The organism is Brenneria populi (genome assembly GCF_036016195.1).
Lineage (GTDB): Bacteria > Pseudomonadota > Gammaproteobacteria > Enterobacterales > Enterobacteriaceae > Brenneria > Brenneria populi.
Genome location: NZ_JAYWTM010000006.1, coordinates 51,897 through 71,379, shown reverse-complemented (window position 1 = coordinate 71,379; position 19,483 = coordinate 51,897). Strand labels below are relative to the sequence as shown.

The following is a 19,483-nucleotide window of genomic DNA, read 5'->3' as shown; positions in this document are numbered from 1 at the left end:
CCGGGCGGCGCTAAACGGGAGAGTATTGATAGGGCGTGCCCAGCGCCGACCCCTGAACGCCGAAACGCTGGAGATAACGGTCCAGCTCCACCATCCCGGTCCAGCGATTTTCGCACCAGAGAGGAGCCAGCAGGGTCGGGCGCCGGGCGCTGGCGGAAATGCGGTGATAGATAACTTCGGGGGGCGTACGGCGAATCATCTCGCCGGCGGTCGACACGTACTCCTCCAGCGACAGCGGGGACAACCGGCCCGCACGCCAGGCTTTCGCCATAATGCTGCCGTCGACGATGTGCAGCGGATGGAGTTTGATGCCCTCCACGCCGGTTTCAACCACCCGGTCGAGCGTGGAGAAACAGCGCTGCGCATCTTCCCCCGGCAGGCCGACGATAAGGTGGCAACAAACCTTCAGGCCGCGCGCGCGCGCGCGCCGAACCGTCTGCTGGTAGCAGGCGAAATCGTGACCGCGATTAATTCGGTGCAAGGTTTTATCGCTGGCGCTCTGCAGGCCCAGCTCCAGCCACACTTCGTACCCCTGCTGATGATAGCCGGACAATAAATCCAGTACCGCGTCCGGCACGCAGTCCGGCCGGGTGCCGACGCACAGCCCCACCATATCCGCCTGCTCCAGCGCCGCCTGATACAGGCTTTTCAATACATTCACTTCGGCGTAGGTGCTGGTATAAGCCTGGAAATAGGCCAGATAGCGCTTCGCCCGGTTGACTTTGCCGGCCTGCGCGGCCAGTTGCCGGGCAATGCTGCTCTGCTGCATCTCTTCATCGGCGAACGAGGCGACGTTGCAAAACGTGCAGCCGCCCCGCCCCAGCGTGCCGTCCCGGTTCGGGCAGCTAAAACCGCCGTGCAGCGTGAGTTTGTGAATCTTCTCCCCATAGCGGCGCTGAAGATTTCCGCCAAGCATATTGATTAATTTCTGTAATTGCATATTCTAGTCGCCCCTCTTGAGGAAAAGCAGCCTACTCCTTCAGCCCTATCGCCGCGATGACGCCGATCAATCCCTTTCCCTTGGTCAGAGTTGAATGATTATTCGGTTTTAATGCAAATAAACTCACATTTGCCTTGATTAATTTTTCTTATCCGCCTGCCGTCGCTCATTAAAAGATGACGCCGAAATGAAAAACAGTGGCATAAGTTAAAATATCTAATCAAAGCAGTATAAGATGCCAAAAAGCAGAAATATCGCAGCACGTCGGGGAGATATTATGATATATGTATAGTGATACGCCTCACACTTCAACCAAATCCGACAATCCCGCGCCGACAGATTTTTACTAAAAAAATCACTAACTTTCATACATATAACCAAAAACTATTCCTTAATAACCTATTTTGCACAGGTATTTGACCTGAACAGGCTTTCTCGCTAATTTGAGGATCCGCTGGAAGCTTTCCTGATGAGTTATCGACTCGTCATATTTATGCAGTAAATGAAGACTCCCTCTAAAAACAAGTCATTCATCACTTGTGAGACCGTCACGAGAGGCCAAAGAAAGAGAGCGGCAGGCATACGCAGCTCAACGCCACAGCGCCTTCTTGCAGTAGGTTACGAGAGTCATACAAGAGCCCGGGGAGGTTCACTATTATGTTGTACGATGCATCTCAAGAGAGAGACAACTGTGGTTTTGGCTTAATCGCCCATATAGAAGGCGAGCCAAGCCACAAGGTTGTGCGTACCGCGATTCACGCGCTTGCCCGTATGCAGCACCGTGGCGCGATCCTTGCTGACGGCAAGACCGGCGACGGCTGCGGTCTATTGCTGCAAAAACCCGATCGTTTTTTCCGCATGGTGGCGGAAGAGCGCGGCTGGCGGTTGGCCAAAAACTACTCCGTCGGCATGATGTTTCTCAACCAGGATGAAGAGCTGGCTCAGGCCGCTCGCCGGATTGTGGAAGAAGAGCTGCAAAACGAGACCCTGTCGGTGCTCGGCTGGCGCGAAGTGCCGACCAATCCCGACGTGCTGGGCGAAATCGCGCTCTCTTCGCTGCCGCGCATCGAGCAGATCTTTGTCAACGCGCCGGCCGGCTGGCTGCAAAGCGATATGGAGCGCCGTCTGTTCATGGCGCGCCGGCGTATCGAAAAACGGATTGAAGATAAAGAGTTCTACGTTTGCAGCTTCTCCAATCTGGTGACGATCTATAAAGGCCTCTGCATGCCGGCGGACCTGCCGCGCTTCTATCTCGATCTGGCCGATTTACGTCTGGAATCCGCGATCTGCCTGTTCCACCAGCGTTTCTCGACCAACACCGTACCGCGCTGGCCGCTGGCGCAGCCGTTCCGCTATTTGGCGCACAACGGCGAGATCAACACTATTGCCGGCAACCGCCAGTGGGCGCGCGCGCGCGCTTACAAATTCAAAACCCCGCTGATCCCGGATCTGCAGGACGCCTCCCCATTCGTCAACGAAACGGGCTCCGACTCCAGTTCGCTGGATAACATGCTGGAGCTGTTCCTCAGCGGCGGGATGGACATTATCCGCGCCATGCGTCTGCTGGTGCCGCCGGCATGGCAGAACAACCCGGACATGGATCCGGAGCTGCGCGCCTTCTTCGACTTCAACTCCATGCATATGGAACCCTGGGACGGCCCGGCCGGCATCGTGATGTCCGACGGGCGCTACGCCGCCTGTAACCTGGACCGTAACGGCCTGCGTCCGGCGCGCTACGTTATCACTAAAGATAAACTGATCACCTGCGCCTCCGAGGTGGGGATCTGGGATTATCAGCCGGATGAAGTGGTCGAGAAAGGCCGCGTCGGGCCGGGCGAATTGATGGTTATCGATACCCGCCACGGGCGCATTCTGCATTCGGCCGAAACCGATGACGACCTCAAAAGCCGCCACCCGTATAAAACGTGGATGGAGAAAAACGTCCAGCGTCTGGTGCCGTTTGAGGATCTGCCGGACGACCAGGTCGGCAGCCGCGAGTTCGACGACGCCCTGCTGGAAACCTACCAGAAACAGTTCGGCTACAGCGCCGAAGAGCTGGACCAGGTGCTGCGCGTGCTGGGCGAGAATGGCCAGGAAGCGACCGGTTCGATGGGGGACGATACGCCCTTCGCCGTGCTTTCCAGCCGCCCGCGCATTATTTACGACTATTTCCGCCAACAGTTCGCCCAGGTTACCAATCCGCCGATCGATCCGCTGCGCGAAGCGCACGTCATGTCGTTGGCAACCTGCATCGGCCGTGAAATGAACGTATTCTGCGAAGCGGAAGGCCAGGCTCACCGTCTGAGCTTTAAATCGCCGATCCTGCTTTACTCCGATTTCAAACAGCTGATCTCGCAAGATCAGCAGCACTACCGCGCCGATGTGCTGGATCTGACGTTCGAACCGGAACAGCAGACGCTGCAGCAGACTATCGAGCGGCTGTGCGACGCCGCCGAACATAAAGTGCGCGACGGCGCGGTGCTGCTGGTGCTTTCCGATCGCGCCATCGCCGAAAAACGGCTGCCGGTGCCGGCGCCGATGGCGGTCGGCGCTATTCAGCGCCGTCTGGTGGAGAAGAGCCTGCGCTGCGACGCCAACCTTATCGTCGAAACCGCCAGCGCGCGCGATCCGCACCATTTCGCCGTGCTGTTAGGCTTCGGCGCCACCGCGATTTATCCTTATCTGGCCTACGAAACGCTGGCGCGCCTGGTAGATAACCGCACGATTGATAAACCCTATCGCGCCGTGATGCTGAACTACCGTAACGGCATCAATAAAGGGTTGTACAAGATCATGTCCAAGATGGGCATCTCGACCGTCGCCTCCTACCGCTGCTCCCAGCTGTTCGAAGCCGTCGGTCTGCACAAAGACGTTTCGACCCAGTGCTTCCAGGGCGTGGTCAGCCGTATAGGCGGAGCCAGCTTCAGCGACTTCGAGCAGGATTTGCTGAACCTATCCAAACGCGCCTGGCTAAAACGCAAAGCGCTGGATCAGGGCGGGCTGCTGAAATTCGTCCACGGCGGCGAATATCACGCCTATAACCCCGACGTGGTCACCTCGCTGCAGGCGGCGGTTAAAAGCGGCGAGTACAGCGATTACGAACGCTATTCCAAACTGGTTAACCAGCGTCCGGCCGCCACCCTGCGCGACCTGCTGGCGCTGAAGCCGCAGGCGGACGCAGCGATAGCCATCGACGACGTCGAACCCGCGACGGAAATGTTCAAGCGCTTTGATACCGCGGCGATGTCGATCGGCGCCCTCAGCCCGGAAGCGCACGAGTCGCTGGCCGAGGCGATGAACGGCCTGGGCGGCTTCTCAAACTCCGGGGAAGGCGGCGAAGATCCGGCGCGTTATCGCACCAACAAGGTTTCCCGCATCAAGCAGGTGGCATCAGGGCGCTTCGGCGTCACCCCGGCTTATCTGGTCAACGCCGATGTGATTCAGATTAAAGTGGCGCAAGGCGCCAAGCCCGGCGAAGGGGGGCAGCTACCAGGTGATAAGGTCACACCTTATATCGCCAGGCTGCGTTACTCCGTGCCGGGCGTGACGCTGATTTCACCGCCGCCGCACCACGATATTTACTCCATCGAAGACCTGGCGCAGCTGATTTTCGATCTGAAGCAGATCAACCCGAAAGCGATGATTTCGGTAAAACTGGTTTCCGAACCGGGCGTCGGCACCATCGCCACCGGCGTGGCGAAAGCCTACGCCGACCTGATTACCATCGCCGGTTACGACGGCGGCACCGGCGCCAGCCCGCTCACTTCGGTGAAATATGCCGGCTGTCCGTGGGAATTGGGCCTGGTGGAGACCCAGCAGGCGCTGGTCGCCAACGGTCTGCGCCATAAAATCCGTCTGCAGGTGGACGGCGGCCTGAAAACCGGCCTGGACATCATCAAAGCGGCGATTCTGGGCGCGGAAAGCTTCGGTTTCGGCACCGGCCCGATGGTGGCGCTCGGCTGCAAATACCTGCGCATCTGCCACCTGAACAACTGCGCGACCGGCGTCGCCACGCAGGACGAAAAGCTGCGCCGCGAGCACTATCACGGCTTGCCGGATCGCGTGACCAACTACTTTAAATTCATCGCCCATGAAACCCGGATGCTGATGGCGGAGCTGGGCGTAAGCCGCCTGGTGGATTTAATCGGCCGCACCGACCTGCTGGTCGAGCTGGACGGCTTCACCGCCAAGCAGAACAAGCTGGATTTAGCGCCGCTGCTGCATACCGCGCAGCCTCAGCCGGGTAAAGCGCTGTACTGCACCGAAGGCAACCCGGCCTTTGATAAAGGGCTGCTGAACAAAGAGCTGTTGACGCAGGCGCTGCCCCATGTGGAAGCCAAACAGAGCAAAGCGCTCTACTTCGATATCCGCAACACGGACCGTTCCGTCGGCGCGACCTTGTCCGGAGAAATCGCCGCGCGGCACGGCGACCAGGGGCTGGCGAGCGATCCGATCAAAGTTTACTTCTCCGGCACCGCCGGACAGAGCTTTGGGGTTTGGAATGCGGGCGGCGTCGAGCTGACGCTGACCGGCGACGCCAACGACTACGTCGGCAAAGGCATGGCGGGCGGCTGCATCGCCGTTCGTCCTCCGGTCGGTTCGGCATTCCGCAGCCATGAGGCCAGCATCATCGGCAATACCTGCCTGTATGGCGCGACGGGAGGCAAGCTCTTCGCCGCAGGCCGCGCCGGCGAGCGCTTTGCCGTGCGCAACTCCGGGGCGATCACCGTAGTGGAAGGCATCGGTGATAACGGCTGCGAATACATGACGGGCGGCATCGTCTGCGTGCTGGGCCGCACCGGCGTCAACTTCGGCGCCGGCATGACCGGCGGCTTCGCCTATGTTCTGGACGAAGACGGCGAATTCCGCAAACGCGTTAACCCGGAGCTGGTGGAAGTGCTGGATGTAGAACAACTGGCGATTCATGAAGAACATTTGCGCGGGCTGATTACCGAGCATGCACAGCATACCGGTTCGCAACGCGCGGAAGAGATCCTCGCTAACTGGCCGGCATGGGCGGCGAAATTTGCCCTGGTGAAACCGAAGTCAAGTGATGTGAAGGCATTGTTGGGTCACCGTAGTCGTTCCGCAGCAGAGCTGCGGGTTTTGGCGCAGTAAGAGGTCATCATGAGTCAGAATGTTTATCAATTTATCGACCTGCAGCGCGTTGATCCGCCGAAAAAACCGCTGAAAATTCGAAAAATTGAATTTGTTGAAATTTACGAGCCGTTCTCGGAGAGTCAGTCCAAAGCGCAGGCGGACCGCTGCCTGTCATGCGGCAACCCCTATTGCGAGTGGAAATGCCCGGTTCATAACTACATCCCCAACTGGCTGAAGCTGGCCAATGAGGGGCGCATCATCGAAGCCGCGGAGCTCTCGCATCAAACCAACAGCCTGCCGGAAGTCTGCGGCCGCGTTTGTCCTCAGGATCGTCTGTGCGAAGGCTCCTGCACGCTGAACAGCGAATTCGGCGCCGTCACTATCGGCAACATTGAACGCTATATCAACGACAAGGCGCTGGAGATGGGCTGGAAGCCCGATGTATCCCACGTGCGGCCGACGGGCAAACGCGTGGCGATTGTCGGCGCCGGCCCGGCGGGGCTCGCCTGCGCCGACGTCCTGGCGCGCAACGGCGTACAGGCGGTGGTGTTCGATCGTCATCCCGAGATCGGCGGTCTGCTGACCTTCGGCATTCCGGCATTCAAGCTGGGCAAAGAGGTGATGGTCAAGCGCCGCGAGATTTTCAGCGGCATGGGCATTGAATTCCGCCTGAATACCGAGGTCGGCAAAGACGTTCAGATGCAGGCGCTGCTGGATGAGTACGACGCCGTATTCCTCGGCGTGGGGACTTACCAATCCATGCGCGGCGGGCTGGAAAACGAAGATGCGTCGGGCGTTTACGACGCGCTGCCGTTCCTGATCGCCAACACCAAGCACTTGATGGGCTTCGAAGCGTCGCCGGAGGAACCCTATATCACCATGCAGGGCAAGCGCGTAGTGGTGCTGGGCGGCGGCGATACCGCGATGGACTGCGTACGTACGTCTATCCGTCAGGGCGCGACGCACGTCACCTGCGCCTATCGCCGCGATGAAGCCAACATGCCGGGCTCTAAACGCGAAGTGAAAAACGCGCGCGAGGAAGGGGTGGAGTTCAAATTCAACCTACAGCCGTTGAGCATTGAAATCAACGGCGCGGGTAAAGTTTGCGGCGTCAGAATGGCGCGCACCGCGCTGGGCGCGCCCGACGTCAACGGTCGCCGGCGTCCTGAAATCGTCGCCGGCTCGGAGCACGTACTGGAAGCGGACGCCGTCGTGATGGCGTTCGGTTTCCGTCCGCACAAAATGGATTGGCTGGCGGAGTACGACGTAGCGCTGGACGGACAGGGCCGCATCCTCGCCCCGGAAAGCATCGAAAACGCCTTCCAGACCAGCAACCCCAAAATCTTCGCCGGCGGCGATGCGGTACGGGGCTCCGATCTGGTGGTGACCGCCATCGCCGAAGGGCGTAAAGCCGCCGACGGCATCATGAACTACCTGGAAGTGTAATCCCTCCCTGCCTGGGCTGACGTTCGCGGCCCGGGCAGTTTTTCTCACCGCAGCAATTTACCCCATCTACTCCGCTTGAATAAAAATAATAAACCGCCTGGAAATCTACTCCCCAGCATCTAATATTTCTTATGAGCTTAAGCTCAGAGGAAAAACGGACTTAATATAGGGAGAGGTAATATGACCAAGAAAGTCGCGCTTGTCACCGGCGCGGGTCAGGGTATCGGGCGCGCCATCGCGCTCAAACTGGCGCAGGACGGTTTTGCCGTCGCCGTCGTCGACTACAACGCGGAAACAGCGCAGCAGGTCGCAACGGAGATCGAGAAGTCCGGCGGGCAGGCGCTTGCGCTGCAGGCCGACGTTTCCGATCGCGATGCCGTATTCGCCGCGGTGGCCGAAACGCAGAAAAAATTCGGCGATTTTAACGTGATTGTCAACAATGCCGGCATCGCGCCCTCAACGAGCATTGAAGATATCACCGCGGAAATCGTCGATCGCGTCTATAACATCAACGTCAAAGGGGTTATCTGGGGCATGCAGGCGGCGCTTCAGGCCTTTAAATCCCTTAAGCACGGCGGAAAGATCATCAACGCCTGTTCGCAGGCCGGCCACGTGGGGAATCCTGAACTCGCGGTTTACAGTTCGAGCAAATTTGCCGTTCGCGGCCTGACGCAAACCGCCGCGCGCGATCTGGCGCCCTATGGCGTTACCGTCAACGCATATTGCCCGGGCATTGTGAAAACGCCGATGTGGCAAGAAATCGATCAGCAGGTTTCCAAAGCCGCAGGCAAGCCGGCGGGATACGGCACCGCCGAATTTGCCAAACGCATCGCGCTGGGACGTCTCTCAGAACCGGAAGACGTCGCCGCCTGCGTCTCCTACCTGGCCAGCCCCGGCTCCGACTATATGACGGGACAATCTTTACTGATCGACGGCGGTATGGTGTTCAACTAACGCGCTACCCTTCTCAGCTTGCGACAACCGGGCATCGACCCGGTTGTTTTGTTTCGCATCCGGCCCGCTTTACCGATACCAAAACAGCGGCCGCCATACCGCTCCGCTGCTGCTCTCAAAACCCGCCTTCGCTCTTTTCAGGCATATGAATTTTTTCACAAAACATTAACTATATGTATATATAGGGATTTTTTTGCTTTTTCAGCGTAAAGGCCTACTATTAATGCAGGTTTAACGGAAGAATGGATTTTATCTAGGAGGAAATATGACGACTAAAGTGGCGCTTGTCACCGGCGCTGGCCAGGGAATTGGTCAGGCTATCGCTCTGCGACTGGCGAAAGACGGTTTTGCCATTTCCGTAGTAGATTACCATGCCGATACCGCGAAGAGTGTGGCTGAACAAATTAATCAGGCCGGCGGAAAAGCGATCGCTATTCAGGCTGACGTTTCCGTGCACGATGCGGTGTTTGCCGCAGTGGAAGAAACGAAGCGGCAGCTCGGCGACTTTAACGTTATCGTCAACAATGCCGGCATCGCGCCTAATATGCAGTTTGAAGATACGCCGCCGGATGTTATCGAGCGCGTTTATCACATCAACGTCAACGGCGTTATCTGGGGCATGCAGGCCGCGATCGCAACATTTAAGTCCCTTAAACACGGTGGAAAAATCATTAACGCCTGTTCGCAGGCCGGCCATCTGGGCAACCCCGATCTGGCGGTTTACAGCGCCAGTAAATTCGCCGTGCGCGGATTGACGCAGAGCGTCGCGCGCGAGGTAGCGAAGTATGGCATTACGGTAAACGGCTACTGCCCCGGGGTAGTCAATACGCCAATGTGGCGCGAAAGGGATCGCATCGTTTCACAAGAAGCGGGCAAACCCGCGGGTTACGCGACGGCCGAATTCGTCAAGGGCATTGCGCTGGGCCGTCTGTCCGAACCGGAAGACGTCGCCGCCTGCGTGGCTTATCTGGCGGGTCCCGACTCCGACTATATGACGGGACAGTCCTTACTGGTCGACGGCGGTATGGTGTTCAGCTAAGCGCGAACCGTCCGTTCCATAAGCAACCGGGCTCCACGTTCGGTTGCGCGCCGCCGGAATACGCATCTGAAGAGATTACGGCTGGTATGAATCCACAATTTCCTGTTCCGTCATTTCCCGGGTCTTCTGCGCAAACGCGTAGTAATCGGGCTTCTTATCGATATAGATCTGGGCGACCAGCTGTTTCTCGCTATTCCCGTCAAACAGTTCGACAGGAACGAAGTAGGTCTCCGGCGAAAGCAATTTGAAGAACAGGTGCGTGCCGCACACTTTGCAAAATGCCCGCTCCGCCCATTCTGAAGAGCGATATGAGGTGATATTGGCTTCGCCCTCTATCGATATCGCGTTCTGGCAGTTGACTGACATAAAGGGTCCGCCGCTCCACTTTTCACACATCCCGCAATGACAGGCCGTCACCTCTTTAATCGCATTCTCGGTTGCGATAGTCACGCCGCCGCATAAACAGCGTCCTTTATTCATCCTCTCCTCCGTCATGAAACATAAAATCAGCATCAAACAACGATGCCCTTACATCAAAAGCGCCGGCTCAGAATGTAGCAAGGGCACGCTAACCGTGCCCTTGCGCGCATACGCTATTTAACGACCCGTAACGAGGGCCTGCCCCCCTTGGGAGGCTGGGGAGGTTCATCATCAGGATGACCATCTTCATCCGTCACGACTGGCGGATTATTATCAACGATCGACATCACCGTGCCGGATGTGGCGGTTTCATCCTGCGAATTGTCAAACTCTCCCGCCGACTCATAAGCGGGTTCCGGCTCAAACATGGTGCCTGCCCCGTTTTCGCGGGCGTAAATAGCCAGCACCGCCGTCATAGGCACATAAACCTGACGCGGCACGCCGCCGAAACGGGCGCTGAAGCGCACGCTGTCATCAGCTAACTCAAGGCCGCCAACGGCGCGAGGGGCGATATTCAGCACAATCTGCCCGTCGCGGGCAAACTCCATCGGCACCATGACGCCCGGCAGCGTCACATCGACCACCAGGTGGGGCGTCAACTGGTTATCCAGCAACCAATCATAGAAGGCCCGCAACAGATACGGACGACGCGGAGACAGTTGAGACAACGCCATGTCGTTTAACCTCTGGTTTGCAAACGCATTTCACGTTCAGCTTCGGTAAGGGAAGCCAGAAACGCATCACGCTCAAATACGCGCGTCATGTAACCTTTCAGCTCTTTCGCGCCGGAGCCGCTCAGTTCAATCCCCAATTGCGGCAGGCGCCATAACAGGGGAGCCAGATAGCAGTCCACCAGACTGAACTCTTCGCTCATGAAGTAAGGCGCTTCGTTGAAAACCGGCGCAATCGCCAGCAGCTCTTCACGCAGCTGTTTACGCGCGCCGTCGGCTTCCTGAGCGCTGCCCTGCATGATTTTCTTCAACAAAGAATACCAGTCGTTCTCAATGCGGTGCATCATCAGGCGACTGTTGCCGCGCGCGACCGGGTAAACCGGCATCAGCGGCGGATGAGGGAAACGCTCATCCAGATATTCCATGATAATACGCGATTCGTAGAGCGTCAGTTCACGGTCAACGAGGGTCGGAACCGAGCCATAAGGATTGAGGTCAATAAGATCCTGCGGCAGATTATCCATGTCTACCTGCTCAATCTCGACACTCACACCTTTTTCCGCCAGGACAATGCGGACCTGATGGCTAAAAATGTCGGACGGACCAGAAAACAGCGTCATTACCGAACGTTTGTTGGCAGCGACAGCCATGAAAACCTCCAAGTTTATCGAGAAAATACGGCGAATAGCCGATCTGCTGTTATCCTGCAAACCCTTATCTGCATTTTGTCATTCGGGAGAAAAAACCACTTGGCAAAACCAGTCTTTTTAACAAAAAACCACTTGCTGGCAAACAGGCATAAAATCGGCGGACAGTGTATCAGATTTTGTTCGTTTTGTGGGGATTACCGCGTAATTTCATCGTTAACATACGGAAAATAAAGACTATTATTTCGATGAAAAGATTTTTCAGCGAGGTTCGCTCTCAATCGCCCTCGCGGCGCGTATTCAGCATGTAGCGGAACAGCATGAGGCTGGCGCCCGCCGCCGATAGGTTGTAGAGCGTGGCCCAGGCCAGCGCCGCCCCGTATTCCGAGGCCGATTCGCCGGGAATTCGCGCCAATTGCGCAAACAGAATGACGCCGACGATCGTCACGCCCGTCGCGTTGCCAAGCGCCTGCAGCGTGCTGACCAGACCGGCGGCGACGCCGGCCTGGGAGTCCCGCACGCGGCCCAGCAGACTCCCCAATGCGGCGGGAATGGCCATACCCTGGCCAAAGCCGTTAAGGATCAATGCCAGCGCCAGCCACCCCAGCGCGGCGGGCCGGTTCGCGCCCACCCATACCGCAAGGGCCAGGCCCGCGATGAAAATCAGCAGGCCCGCATACAGCGTCTTCCCGCCCAGCGCCCCCCGGAGACGGGGAGCGGCCATTGAGCCGGCAAAGAAGGCAATAGCGGAGGGCGTGAAGATAGCGCCGGCGGTCAAAGGCGACAGATGCAGTCCGCCCTGCAACAACAGGGTCAGGGCAAGAAAGAAAGAGCTTATCGCCGAGTAGAAAAGAAAGAAGCCGCAGGCGCCGGCCAGGAACGGCCGGTTGCGCAGCAGCGCGACATCGAACAGCGGCAGGCCGCCGGCAGCCTGCAGCCGCCGCTCGTAACTCAGGAAACCGCCCCAGAACGCCAGCGATAACAGCGGCAGGCTCCACGACCACCAAGGCCAGCCGTGCTCGCGACCGAGCATGACCGGCACCAGCAACAGCGCCATGCCGGCCAGTCCCGCCAGCGCCCCTTTGATATCCAGACGCGCCGGCTCCAGGACAAACTCAGGCAGCCGTCGGCCAAGCGCAAGAGCCAGCACGCCGACCGGCACATTGATAAGGAACACCATGCGCCAGCCCAGTTCGCCGGGCGCATGGGTGATAAACCAGCCGCCCAGCAGCTGCGACGCCGCGGCGGCCGCGCCCTGCACCGCCCCCATGACGGTGAAGGCTGTGGCGCGTTCTTCAGCTTCAAACAGCAGACGGATCGAGGCCAACACCTGGGGCATCAACAGGGCCGCCCCCGCGCCCTGAACGATCCGCGCCAGAATCAGCGCATTGGCCGTCGGACTCAGGCCGCAGCCCAGCGAAGCCGCGGTGAATATCCCCATTCCCCACAGGAACATGCGCCTCCGTCCCAGCATGTCTCCCAGCCGCGCGCCGTTCATCAAACCCATGCCATAGGCGACGGCATATGCGGCCAGCACCAGCTGGACCTGGGCATCGGTTGCCGCCAGATCCCTACGCAATTCGGGAATGGCCACATGGACAATAAATAGGTCAAGGATGACGACGAAGTTGCCGGTAAGCAGCGTCGCCAGCGCCCGCCAGCGGCGCCGGCTCGCGTTCCCAGGGACGAAGAACGAATTTTTCATGACGTTCACTCAAAAATAAATACGTACGATCGTATTTATACTAGAATAAAACAAAATCACAAGGAGATCTCGCCATGACCGAACGCCTTTCCTCCACGACCGCGCAGGACGGGCGCCGCCTGCGCGGCGATCGCTCGCGTAGCCTCATCCTGCGCGAGGCGGTTAATCTGGCCTCCGAAGAGGGGCTGGAGGGGCTGACGTTCGGGCGGGTAGGCAGCGCCGCCGGCGTGCGAAAAAGCAATATCCAGGTGCTGTTCGGCAGCCGCGAACAGCTGCAGCTGGCTACCCTGGATGAAGCGATGGCGATTTACCGCCGCCGCGTCGTCGAGCCGGCCATGAGCAAGGCGACGCCGCTGGCCCGCCTGACCGGCCTGCTTGATAACTGGTACGCTTTCGTCGGCAAGCGCGAGCTGCGCGGCGGTTGTTTCCTTAATGCCGTCAGCAGTGAATTCCGCTGCCGGCCCGGCGCGATACGAGAACGCATAGAGACTTACCGCAGGGCGAAACGCGCGCGATTTCAGGAACTGATCGCGCAGGCGCGGCAGGCCGATGAGCTGCCGGCTGATCTCGATCCCGAAGAGCTGATCTTCAGATGGGTGGCCTGCGAGGCCGCCGCTAACGTGGCCGCGCTGATGGAAGATGAAAAAGAGTTCGCGCGCGCGCGCGCATTCGCGCTGGCGCCCCTGGGGTAAGTCAAGAAGCCGACGCTACAAATAAAAAAGCGCCGCAAGCGATCTTTAACATCGCTTGCCATGGCGCAATAAAAAACCCGGCGACAGGCGCCGGGTTTTTCGCATTGATTTCGCTGCGATTGCAGCAGGAAATTAACGCTTGGAGAACTGAGGACGACGACGCGCTTTACGCAGGCCGACTTTCTTACGTTCAACCTGACGGGCATCGCGGGTAACGAAACCGGCTTTACGCAGTTCGCCACGCAGAGACTCGTCATACTCCATCAGCGCGCGGGTGATGCCGTGACGGATCGCGCCGGCCTGACCAGAGATACCACCACCTTTAACGGTGATGTACAGATCCAGTTTTTCAACCATGTCTACCAGTTCCAGCGGTTGGCGAACTACCATGCGGGCAGTTTCACGACCGAAGTACTGTTCCAGACTACGCTGGTTGATAACGATATTGCCACTGCCCGGTTTGATAAATACGCGAGCGGCGGAGCTTTTGCGGCGACCAGTGCCGTAGTATTGATTTTCAGCCATTGCCTATAATCCCGATTAAATGTCCAGAACTTGCGGTTGCTGTGCCGCGTGATTGTGCTCAGTACCCGCGTAAACTTTCAGTTTACGGAACATGGCACGACCCAGCGGGCCCTTCGGCAGCATGCCTTTAACCGCGATTTCAATCACACGCTCAGGACGGCGGGCAATCATCTCTTCAAAGGTCGCTTGTTTGATACCACCGATGTGGCCGGTGTGGTGGTAATACATTTTGTCTGCGCGCTTGTTGCCGGTTACGGCGACTTTGTCGGCGTTCAGAACGATGATGTAATCACCGGTATCAACGTGCGGAGTGTATTCCGCTTTATGCTTGCCGCGCAGACGACTAGCCAGTTCAGTTGCGAGGCGACCCAGGGTCTTACCGCTCGCGTCAACAACGTACCAGTCGCGTTTTACGGTTTCTGGTTTAGCTGTAAAAGTTTTCATTAAAAGCTTACCCAATAATTAGTTACACGTTGGTGAACACCCAAACGCTCAAAAACAGTTGAGGCTCACACGACCATCAAGTCCAGCAAACCTACCCCTTCGAATAGCCATTGCCGGCACTATAAAGTTTTTGGGAAAAAAACTTCGTTGTAACGTGGGGTTGCAAGATTATAGAGAAGTCGTTGGCGAAAATCGACCTTTTTTCTTGTTCGTTTGAGAAACCCCTGCGCGCTAGGCTAAATGCGGCTGGCGTAAATACGCCTCGCTCTGCATCTCCTGTAGGCGCGATAAGCAGCGCTGGTATTCGAATTTCAGATGTTCGCCTTGATAAATTTCATACATGGAGGCCTCGGCGGAGATGATCAGCTTTATCCGCCGTTCATAAAACTCGTCGACCAGCGCCAAAAACCGGCGGGCGGTATTCTCCTCCGCGCGCCCCATGATCGTCACGTTGTGCAGCAATACGCTGTGGTAAAGACGAGAAAGCGCAATATAGTCATTCTGGCTGCGCGCCTGCACGCACAGCGTAGAGAAGTCGACGGCCAGCACGCCCTCGCTCGCGCCCAGCGTCGGCAGCGGACGATGGTTTATCTCCAGGATCGGCCCCGGCGTCTCCCACCCCCGCCCCGACAGCCGGGTGAACATCCGCCGCATTTCGGCTTCGGTGCCATCGCCCAACGGCGTCAGATAAAGATGCGCCTGCGTTAGCGTGCGTAGCCGGTAGTCAATGCCGGCATCGACATTGACCACCTGGCAATATTGCTTGATCAGCGCAATGGCCGGTAAAAAGCGCGCCCGCTGCAGGCCGTTGCGATACAAATCGTCCGGCGGAATATTAGACGTCGCCACCAGGGTGATGCCGCGAGCAAACAGAGCGCGCAATAACTCGCCCAGCAGCATGGCGTCGGTAATATCGGTAACGAAAAACTCGTCAAAGCACAGCACGTCCGTTGCGGACTTAAAACCATCGGCCACTTTTTCCAATGGGTTTTCCTGCCCCTGCAGCTGGTTCAGTTCCTCATGCACCCGCAGCATAAAACGGTGGAAGTGCAGCCGCAGTTTCCGCTGCGTCGGCAGACTGTGGAAAAACAGATCCATCAGCCAGGTTTTGCCGCGGCCGACGCCGCCCCACAGGTATAACCCCTGCACGGGAAGCGGGGCGCTCTTTTCGCGCCTTCCCAACCACGCGCGCCATTTTCCCAACGGTCCCGAGACATCGCCGTCGGAATGCGCTGCGCGCTCGCACAGCTCCCGATAGATCTTGTCTAACCGCACCATGGCCTGATGCTGTACGTCGTCAGGTTGGTACTCTCCGGCTGACAGCGCCTGCTGATAAAGCGCCAACGGTGTCGTTTGCTGCATAATGTTCGCTGTCCCTGAGAAAAAAGTTAATCGCGTTTTGTCGCGCGTTGCCGTCGATTTACGCCGTAATCGTAGCAGTTAACCACCTTGATGCCAGAGAGAAATCAACATTCCCCGTCGTCATCGCGCTTCAGGATTCCACTCAGACAAGGTTAGCGGTTATAGTGACTATTATTAAGTGAAAACCCCCTACGGAACAATGAGTCAAAATAGGAGTAATTATGACCTGGGAGTATGCGCTGATTGGTTTAATTGCCGGTATTATCATCGGCGCCGTCGCCATGCGTTTCGGCAACCGTAAGATGCGGCAACAGCAGGCATTACAACACGAGTTGGAAAAAAGCAAAGCGGAGCTGGAAGAGTACCGTCAAGAGTTGGTCGGACATTTCGCCCGCAGCGCCGAGTTATTGGATAATATGGCGCGCGATTACCGCCAGCTTTATCAGCATATGGCGAAAAGCTCCAATAACTTACTGCCGGATGTTCCCGGTCAGGATAATCCCTTTAAATATCGTTTAACCGAGGCGGAAGCGGATAACGATCAGGCGCCGGTGGATATGCCGCCGCGCGACTACTCAGACGGCGCATCCGGCTTGCTGCGCGGCGAACCGCCGGTCCGCAAGTAGCCAGTAAACTGACCGCGTGAGGCGCGCCCGGCCTCACGTTTTCAACTTCGCCGTTTCCATCAAAACCCGCCGCCCGATCTACAGTTACAATCTGCTGACGAAACACCAGTGAACTTTACACATTGATTGCCAGTCTGACTCTTCACCATGTGTTTAAGTTTATATATCATCATTTTATTCATCCGCAGGTTGTGAGAGAGTTACTATCAATGAAGAAAAAATCTTTATTATTTAATGCACTGGCGATGGGCATCAGTTTAGCCCTGTTGTCGAGTCCGATGGCTCACGCTACGCTGCCTGCGGTTGTTCCGGGGCAGCAGCAGCTCCCCAGCCTGGCGCCGATGCTGGAAAAAGTCTTACCCGCCGTGGTCAGCGTGCATATTGAAGGCACTCAGGTGCAGCGCCAGCGAATTCCCGAAGAGTTCAAATTTTTCTTCGGCCCTAACGTTCCGCAGGACAAACAGAGCTCCCGCCCCTTCGCCGGATTGGGATCCGGCGTCATTATCGACGCGGCGAAAGGCTATGTTCTAACGAACAATCACGTCATTAATAACGCCGACAAGATCCGTGTGCAGTTGAACGACGGGCGTGAATACGAAGCGAAGCTGATCGGCCGGGACGAACAGAGCGACATCGCCTTGATTCAGCTTATCGACGCCAAAAATCTCGTCGAGGTCAAAATGGCGGACTCCGATCGCCTGCGCGTCGGTGATTTCGCCGTCGCGGTGGGCAACCCCTTCGGCCTGGGACAAACGGCGACGTCCGGAATCATCTCGGCGCTTGGCCGCAGCGGGCTGAACCTGGAGGGGCTGGAAAACTTTATCCAGACGGACGCCTCGATTAACCGGGGTAACTCCGGCGGCGCATTGGTTAACCTCAACGGCGAACTGATCGGCATTAACACTGCGATTCTGGCGCCCGGCGGCGGAAATATCGGCATCGGCTTCGCCATCCCCAGCAATATGGCGCAAAATCTGGCTCAGCAATTGGTTGAGTTCGGCGAAGTAAGACGCGGCGTGCTGGGCATCAGGGGCAGCGAAATGACCTCCGAAATGGCGAAAGCCTTTAAGGTCGACGTTCAGCGCGGCGCCTTCGTCAGCGAAGTGCTGCCCCAGTCCGCCGCCGCCAAAGCCGGCATCAAAGCGGGCGATGTACTGACCTCGCTGGATGGTAAACCGATCGGCAGCTTCGCCGAACTGCGCGCCAAAATCGGCACCACCGCGCCCGGAAAAACCGTGAAGGTCGGCCTGCTGCGCGAAGGGAAACAGCTGGAAGTCAGCGTGGTGCTGGATAACAGCAGTACCACCACGACGAGCGCGGAAACGCTGTACCCCGCTTTACAGGGCGCGTCCTTGACCAACGGCCAGTTGAAAAACGGCGGCAAAGGCATCCAGATCGATAACGTTGCCAAAGACTCGCCCGCCGCCCAGTTGGGCCTACAGAAAGGCGATATCATCGTTGGCGTCAACCGCGAGCGCGTAGAGAACATCACGCAATTACGCAAGATTCTGGAAACGAAACCGCCGGTGCTGGCGCTCAACATCGTGCGCGGCGACGATACGATCTACCTGTTACTGCGTTAACGCCTTAGGCGGGCTGCTCGCCCGCCATAAAAAGTTTTTAACGTCGCTCCCGGCGACGGCCCATAAAGGGGCGGGCAGGGATAGCCCGCCATAAAAAATCGGGCCCTGCATCATGCGGCGCCCGACCATCTCATGATATTCTCACGCCATATTCCTTATTTAAGTCAAAAATGCGCCCATGCTTGTTAAGTTATTCCGTTCCATACTGATTGGAGCCATCGTCGCCGCTCTGCTGCTGTTCGCGCTTCCGGCGCTGCGAACGAATTCGTCGTTGCTGAAAAACAGCAGCGATAATCATGACGAATCCTCAGAGCGCGCGCCGTTAAGCTATTATCAGGGCGTTCGCCGGGCGGCGCCCGCCGTGGTCAACGTGTATAACCGCGTGCCCAATACCGAACAGCCGAAGGAGCTCAATGTCCAGACGCTGGGTTCCGGCGTGATAATGAGCGAAAAGGGCTATATTCTGACCAACAAGCATGTGATCAATAACGCGCAACAAATTCTGGTCGCCCTGCAGGACGGCCGGCTTTTTGAGGCGATGGTGGTCGGTTCGGACAGCCTGACCGACCTCGCCGTACTGCAAATCGACGGCGTCAATCTGCCGGTCATTCCGATTAATCCAAACCGCACCGCGCATATCGGGGATGTGGTTATGGCCATCGGCAACCCCTACAATCTGGGACAAACCATCACCCAGGGGATCATCAGCGCCACCGGCCGCGTCGGGCTTAGCGCCGCCGGAGAGGATAACCGCCAGAACGGCCGGCAAAACCTTCTGCAAACCGACGCGTCGATCAACCGCGGCAACTCCGGCGGCGCCCTGGTGAATACGCTGGGCGAGCTGGTCGGCATCAACACGCTCTCTTTCGATAAAAGCAGCGACGGAGAGACGCCGGAAGGCATCAGTTTCGCCATCCCCGTTGCTCTGGCGACCAAAGTCATGGGCAAACTTATCCGCGACGGTCGCGTCATCCGCGGTTATATCGGCGTCAACGGCATACAGATGGAAAATATCGATAGGAAGGGGCTTGAGCAGGGAAGGTTTATCGGCATCCTGGTTAAAACCGTCGATCCGGGCGGCCCGGCGGATAAAGCGGGCATTCAGGTGAATGATATTCTGCTGAGCGTTAACAATAAGCCAACCCGCTCCGTCATTGAAACCATGGATCAGGTGGCGGAACTGCACCCGGGCACGGTTATTCCCGTGACTATCGAAAGGGATAAGAAACCGATAACGTTAAATATGACGATCCAGGAGTTTCCGGCCAACTAACCGCCGCCGCCCTGCGGCCGGGCGGTTAACGGGCGAGAACCGGGCCGCGTCAGGCC

Annotated in this window: 16 protein-coding genes; 8 read left to right on the top strand and 8 right to left on the bottom strand. The window is 57.7% G+C overall.

All coding sequences use genetic code 11. The features are described from left to right. Window positions 1-10: 10 nt before the first annotated feature. The gene (locus tag VSX58_RS07845) at window positions 11-940 is read right to left on the bottom strand and encodes a TIGR01212 family radical SAM protein (RefSeq protein WP_327614615.1); all 930 of its coding nucleotides are present in this window, start codon (window positions 938-940) and stop codon (window positions 11-13) included. Window positions 941-1,597: 657 nt separating this feature from the next. Here VSX58_RS07845 and gltB point away from each other — a divergent pair. From gltB to VSX58_RS07825, 4 genes are all read left to right on the top strand, one after another. Next, on the top strand, window positions 1,598-6,058 hold the full coding sequence (gene gltB / locus VSX58_RS07840) for a glutamate synthase large subunit (RefSeq protein WP_327617599.1): 4,461 nt from the start codon (window positions 1,598-1,600) through the stop codon (window positions 6,056-6,058). 9 nt (window positions 6,059-6,067) lie between these two features. Then, on the top strand, window positions 6,068-7,486 hold the full coding sequence (locus VSX58_RS07835) for a glutamate synthase small subunit (protein ID WP_327617597.1): 1,419 nt from the start codon (window positions 6,068-6,070) through the stop codon (window positions 7,484-7,486). A gap of 180 nt (window positions 7,487-7,666) precedes the next feature. Continuing rightward, entirely contained in the window at window positions 7,667-8,440 is a 774-nt protein-coding gene (locus VSX58_RS07830; protein ID WP_327617596.1) for a (S)-acetoin forming diacetyl reductase, read from the top strand. Between the two features lie 265 nt (window positions 8,441-8,705). Continuing rightward, a complete protein-coding gene (locus tag VSX58_RS07825) occupies window positions 8,706-9,479 on the top strand; it encodes a (S)-acetoin forming diacetyl reductase (protein WP_327617595.1) in 774 nt (257 codons plus the stop codon). Between the two features lie 75 nt (window positions 9,480-9,554). Here the strand turns inward: VSX58_RS07825 and VSX58_RS07820 are convergent, their stop codons facing one another. From VSX58_RS07820 to VSX58_RS07805, 4 genes are all read right to left on the bottom strand, one after another. Beyond that, complete coding sequence (locus tag VSX58_RS07820) at window positions 9,555-9,959, bottom strand: GFA family protein (protein ID WP_327617593.1); 405 nt, start codon at window positions 9,957-9,959, stop codon at window positions 9,555-9,557. 113 nt (window positions 9,960-10,072) lie between these two features. Continuing rightward, the gene (gene sspB, locus VSX58_RS07815; protein ID WP_327614621.1) at window positions 10,073-10,573 is read right to left on the bottom strand and encodes a ClpXP protease specificity-enhancing factor; all 501 of its coding nucleotides are present in this window, start codon (window positions 10,571-10,573) and stop codon (window positions 10,073-10,075) included. Between the two features lie 5 nt (window positions 10,574-10,578). After that, on the bottom strand, window positions 10,579-11,220 hold the full coding sequence (sspA, locus tag VSX58_RS07810; protein WP_327614622.1) for a stringent starvation protein SspA: 642 nt from the start codon (window positions 11,218-11,220) through the stop codon (window positions 10,579-10,581). Window positions 11,221-11,494: 274 nt separating this feature from the next. Next, the gene (locus VSX58_RS07805) at window positions 11,495-12,922 is read right to left on the bottom strand and encodes an MFS transporter (protein ID WP_327617591.1); all 1,428 of its coding nucleotides are present in this window, start codon (window positions 12,920-12,922) and stop codon (window positions 11,495-11,497) included. Between the two features lie 74 nt (window positions 12,923-12,996). Between VSX58_RS07805 and VSX58_RS07800 the strand changes: the two genes are divergently transcribed. After that, on the top strand, window positions 12,997-13,614 hold the full coding sequence (locus VSX58_RS07800; protein ID WP_327617590.1) for a TetR/AcrR family transcriptional regulator: 618 nt from the start codon (window positions 12,997-12,999) through the stop codon (window positions 13,612-13,614). Between the two features lie 132 nt (window positions 13,615-13,746). On the opposite strand, the gene rpsI is transcribed toward VSX58_RS07800, so the two are convergent. From rpsI to zapE, 3 genes are all read right to left on the bottom strand, one after another. Further along, complete coding sequence (gene rpsI / locus VSX58_RS07795) at window positions 13,747-14,139, bottom strand: 30S ribosomal protein S9 (RefSeq protein WP_048636503.1); 393 nt, start codon at window positions 14,137-14,139, stop codon at window positions 13,747-13,749. Between the two features lie 15 nt (window positions 14,140-14,154). Then, window positions 14,155-14,583 carry a 50S ribosomal protein L13 gene (gene rplM / locus VSX58_RS07790; protein WP_319605180.1) on the bottom strand — a complete coding sequence of 143 codons (429 nt, stop codon included), beginning with the start codon at window positions 14,581-14,583 and terminating at the stop codon, window positions 14,155-14,157. A 231-nt stretch (window positions 14,584-14,814) separates the two neighbouring features. Continuing rightward, the gene (gene zapE / locus VSX58_RS07785) at window positions 14,815-15,945 is read right to left on the bottom strand and encodes a cell division protein ZapE (RefSeq protein ID WP_327617588.1); all 1,131 of its coding nucleotides are present in this window, start codon (window positions 15,943-15,945) and stop codon (window positions 14,815-14,817) included. A gap of 221 nt (window positions 15,946-16,166) precedes the next feature. Between zapE and zapG the strand changes: the two genes are divergently transcribed. The 3 genes from zapG to degS all read left to right on the top strand — a co-directional run bounded on the left by zapG (window position 16,167) and on the right by degS (window position 19,427). Beyond that, a complete protein-coding gene (gene zapG / locus VSX58_RS07780; RefSeq protein ID WP_327614626.1) occupies window positions 16,167-16,571 on the top strand; it encodes a Z-ring associated protein ZapG in 405 nt (134 codons plus the stop codon). A 209-nt stretch (window positions 16,572-16,780) separates the two neighbouring features. Beyond that, window positions 16,781-18,154: a serine endoprotease DegQ gene (gene degQ, locus VSX58_RS07775; protein ID WP_327617587.1), complete on the top strand. Its 1,374-nt coding sequence runs from the start codon at window positions 16,781-16,783 to the stop codon at window positions 18,152-18,154. 178 nt (window positions 18,155-18,332) lie between these two features. Then, window positions 18,333-19,427 (top strand): outer membrane-stress sensor serine endopeptidase DegS, encoded by a 1,095-nt coding sequence (degS, locus tag VSX58_RS07770; RefSeq protein ID WP_327617586.1) that lies wholly within the window; start codon window positions 18,333-18,335, stop codon window positions 19,425-19,427. Window positions 19,428-19,483: the final 56 nt, after the last annotated feature.